Source organism: Amycolatopsis sp. NPDC054798 (assembly GCF_053611505.1).
This window is the reverse complement of the sequence record NZ_JBSHAM010000202.1, coordinates 1-4,064: the sequence shown is the minus strand read 5'-3', so window position 1 is coordinate 4,064 and position 4,064 is coordinate 1. Positions and strand designations below refer to the sequence as shown.

Annotated in this window: 5 protein-coding genes; all 5 read right to left on the bottom strand. The window is 66.2% G+C overall.

The features are described from left to right. Positions 1 to 667 precede the first annotated feature (667 nt). Positions 668 to 994, bottom strand: a complete 327-nt coding sequence (locus ACWGIC_RS44675; RefSeq protein WP_452082020.1) for a hypothetical protein — start codon at positions 992 to 994, stop codon at positions 668 to 670. Positions 995 to 1,081: 87 nt separating this feature from the next. Continuing rightward, on the bottom strand, positions 1,082 to 1,393 hold the full coding sequence (locus ACWGIC_RS44670; protein WP_452082019.1) for a hypothetical protein: 312 nt from the start codon (positions 1,391 to 1,393) through the stop codon (positions 1,082 to 1,084). Continuing rightward, on the bottom strand, positions 1,390 to 1,692 hold the full coding sequence (locus tag ACWGIC_RS44665) for a hypothetical protein (RefSeq protein ID WP_452082018.1): 303 nt from the start codon (positions 1,690 to 1,692) through the stop codon (positions 1,390 to 1,392). The genes ACWGIC_RS44670 and ACWGIC_RS44665 overlap by 4 nt, the downstream gene beginning before the upstream one ends. Positions 1,693 to 1,948: 256 nt before the next feature. Further along, the gene (locus ACWGIC_RS44660) at positions 1,949 to 2,908 is read right to left on the bottom strand and encodes a hypothetical protein (RefSeq protein ID WP_452082017.1); all 960 of its coding nucleotides are present in this window, start codon (positions 2,906 to 2,908) and stop codon (positions 1,949 to 1,951) included. After that, positions 2,908 to 3,708, bottom strand: a complete 801-nt coding sequence (locus ACWGIC_RS44655) for a ParA family protein (protein WP_452082016.1) — start codon at positions 3,706 to 3,708, stop codon at positions 2,908 to 2,910. Before ACWGIC_RS44655 ends, ACWGIC_RS44660 begins: the two co-directional genes overlap by 1 nt. Positions 3,709 to 4,064 lie beyond the last annotated feature (356 nt).

The following is a 4,064-nucleotide window of genomic DNA, read 5'->3' as shown; positions in this document are numbered from 1 at the left end:
CACTCCCCCGCCCGGAACCACCACAAAGGACACCCACACCCCCGACACAGCCAGCCGGCACCCAGACTCCGCCGCTCCGCGGCAAGGGACAGCCCCGCCTCCCGCCCGCTCCGCGGCGAAAGCAGCACGCCGACGACCCCCACACACCACCTCGGGACACCAGCCCGCACCCCGCCACACCAGGGCTCCGCCCCACCCGCCCCACAAAGACCCCACAAACACGCCTGAACAGGCACACGTCACGTCCCTCCCCCACCACCGCCACCCCCGAGACAGACACCGACCGCCAGCCAGCAAGGCCCCGGGGGGTGAATACGCCGTATTCACCCCCCGGAAACAGGGCAAAGACACGACAACCCCGAAACCACCCCCCAGAACGCCGCACCACCACCCAACACACCCACCCGCCCAACCACACCAACCCACCCACAAACACCCCCCACAGACCAACTCAGCCCCACGGAACGACAGGCCGGGAAGGCGGGCACAAAAAAGACCGGCACCCCCCACGGAAAGGAGGTGCCGGCCAGGATTGAGAACGAAGGAACAGAGAGGCGGCCTGATCAGGAAACTGTCACGTCCCCGAAGGCGGCGTAGTTACACCTCGCCCGTACACGAGGGGGACTCAAAACGCGACGTTCTCGCCGCACCAGCATTAACCCCAGGACTAGAACGGCGGCTCATCGCCGAAACGCCGCGTGTCGAGGCCGTGTTGTCGTGCACGGATTGACCTGAACACCTCATCTTCCGACACTGCGCGCACTGTCATCTCGGTGGAGTCGTCCAAACTGACCGCGAGCAGATAGCGGCGACCGTCTACCTGGACGAGGCCGGCGTACCGATCCAGGTCAGGCAGGTCGTCCGGCAGCGGTTCGGCATCGACTCCGACCGCGGCTGCTTCGACCAACCACGCGGCTGCAGCAGGAGCTGCCCACAGCCGTCGCCGACCTGAGTCGTACGGATTCGCGCGGCACCACACCTCGATATCAGTCACTCGCATTGGTTCCGAGTCCGCTGGTCTGGGTGTTCAGCAAGTAGATGACCTTCCTTCTATCCGGCGCGTCCCAAGGACGACGGCGGATCAATCTGGGTGCGGTCCCAAGGTGATGATCGTGATCTCGTCCTCACCGGGGCCGTAGATCCACCAGATGCGCCACGCACCAGGGGTGCGGTTTTCGACGTAGGACTGGAACAGCGTCTTGCCGTCGGGTCCGGGCACGGACTGCATCGGGTGGGTGTTGAGGCCGGGGTACGACGGTCCTGCCTGTTCGAGCCGTTTCAGCGCCTTGCGCACCTTTTTGAGCTTCTGGGCGTACTGGGCCTTCGCCCGGAGGTCGCGCAGAACTGTTTTGGTTTCCGACGTGTAGAGCAGCCGGAACGGTGGCGCGCTCACTCGTCGTCGGTGTCCTCGTCAAGGTCGACATCGGCGGTGACCCAGTCCAGCTCGCTGGCCTTGCCCTCGGCCGCCTCGGCCAGGCCGCGGAACAGGCTCGCGCGCAGCTCGTCGTTCTCCCACACGAGCAACTCACGCTTGGGGATGCTGGCCAGCGGGGTCAGCAAGATCGCGCCCTCGGCGTTCGCGGACACCGCGTAGCGCTCGTCGGCGTGCGCGCCGGCCTTACCCACGGCAACGCGTCCGCGGCCATCCGCGGTGACTTCGGTAACGGGCTGGAAACCCTCAATCGTGGTCATGGTGCCCTCCTGTGCGGGCGAATGCTGCGTACTCAGGCCACCAGCTTACGCCGGTTGTGGGCAAATGGGTATTACCCACAGCACACGAAGACGGTCACCTTGAACGGCACTGCCTCGACCGCACGCGGAGCGGGGACCAACAGTCCCTGAACACCTTCTGGTCACGTCCCTTCGCCAGCAGCTGTTCCCCGAAGAGCAGTAAAAAGGCCGGCACCCGAGTGGGTGCCGGCCGTCGAACTTGCAGATCAGTCGTTGTCTACATCAGCAGTTCGACCACGGAGTTGAGTTCGTCCTCGGTCAGGTGGCCGCGCAGGGCGGTTGCCACAGCCTCGGGGGTGCGTTCCGGTACGCGAATGACCAGGCCCGGCTGCGCCCGCTTCGCCGTGCCTGTTTTGGCTGGCGTCTTGGGCCGGGCGACCGGTGTCTGTTCCGCGGCGTCGGCACCGGCCGGGGCCGACTCGTTCTCGTGGTGGGGTGAATACGGCGTATTCACCCCGGTGCCAACTGCGGTCATCGCGGTCCAGCGCTCCAGCTGGTCGGCTTTGCTCAGGCGGTCGACCACCAGCCACTGCCGCGCGACGTCCTCGGCAAGCTCGCCGGCGGCGAGCCGCTCTTGCAGTTCCGGATGCAGCCGCGGGCACTCGCGCGCGATCGTCCAGCCGATCCGGTCGGCTTCGATGGCGTCCTGCAGCGGCTCCGCCAGCCTGGTCAACGCGATGCGGTGGTTCACCCAGGCCGGTGCCTTTTTCAGAGCCCTCGCCAGTTCCCGCTCCGAGTTGTTGTAGCGGGGGAGCATGCGCTTGAGGTGCCGGCCCAGCAACAGCGGGTTCATGGCCTTGCGGTGTTCGTTCTCCGCGATGACCGCTTCGTCAATCTGGTTCTCGGTCCACTCGTCGTGCAGCTCGTACCGCAGTCCCGGAAGCCCGAGTTGGGCTGCGCCTGCGAGACGCAGGTTGCCGTTGAGCACCACGAACGGCTGGTCGGTGAGCTTGTCGACCAGGTGCGGCTTCCGGCTGATGAACACGGTCAACGACATCACGTTGACGTTGTGCAGCTGCCCGTGTTCGACCAGGCTCGCGGCGGTTTCGTCCGTCTGTTGCGTGGTCGGGCGCGGGTTTTCCGGGTTGGGCTGCATGTCGCCGAGCGGCAGAATCCGCTCGTTGACGGCGACCGTCGTCAGTTCGTCGTCGTCGTCGGTGAGGACTACCCGCCCCATCACTCGCCCCCGTTCACGGCGATTTCCATCCCCAGCTGCAGGAAGTCGGTGCGGGCTTCGCGTGCGACCCGGTTGTTGGGGAAGGTCGTGCACAAGCGGCCCGCCTTCGACGCGGACGTGTGGATCTTGTATCGGCGGACGACGGTGTTGGCCAGCGGCATCCCGGCTTTCAGCACCCGTTCCCTGGTGTCGTTCAGGTCCTCTTTGCCGTCGCGCGGGTCCCAGTTGTTGATCACGACGAGATAAGGCAGGCCTGTGGGCTCGATGATCTCTTTGACGGTCCGGAGAGCTGGTTTAAACGCCAGGTCTTCCGGCTCCAGGGGCACGATCGCGAGGTCGGCGTGTTCCAGCGTCGACCTCAAAATGTTCCGGCCGACCGGTTCGTCCGGACCGTCTTCCTCTTCGGGCAGCCAGCCGGGGGAGTCGACGAAGATGCGCCGGTACTGCTTGGCGGTCTTGAGCTTGGCCAGGACCTTCGGGTTGCGGTGTTCCTGGGCGTAGTCGATGGGGATGGGCCGTTTCTCCGCGCGCAGCGTCTTCTCAACCTGCTTCAGCCAGTCCATGAGCGACTGCTGGGGGTCGGTGGACACGGCCAGCACCTGCGCTCGGTACTGGTCGAGCAGGTGCGTGAGGCGATCGTCGGCACCGGGGGCGCTGAGGTTGAGGGCCTTGAGCTGGGCTTCGATGTCGGGGTCGACCTGCGGGGGCAGGCTCTCCGCCGTGGTGGCGGCGAGCTGCACGGTGACGGTCGTCTTTCCGACGCCGCCTTTCTGGTTGGCGACAACATAGAGCTTTGCCATGTGAGTCTCCGTATGCTTTCCCGTTCGGTACTTCGGAGGTGGGGTGAATACGCCGTATTCACCTGCCGACGACCAGCTGGGGGTGAATACGGCGTATTCACCCCCGTCGCCGGGGTATGGGCAGCAGTTTCCCACGCCGCGTCGGGATTCTGACCGCGGCTCGCGGCATGGCCGGGAGCGGCTGCGGTGTGCCTCCGGTCCGCGGACCGGGGCAGTCGATGGCGGACGAGCTGGCATGTAAGCCGGATCCTGTTCCCGGGACGCCTCGCGGCGGACCGGGCGACGGTCATCCATCTCGGCCTGCCGTCGCCGGCAGGCTCCAGCGGCCTACCCGCAGGCATCGGACGGGCCGCCCT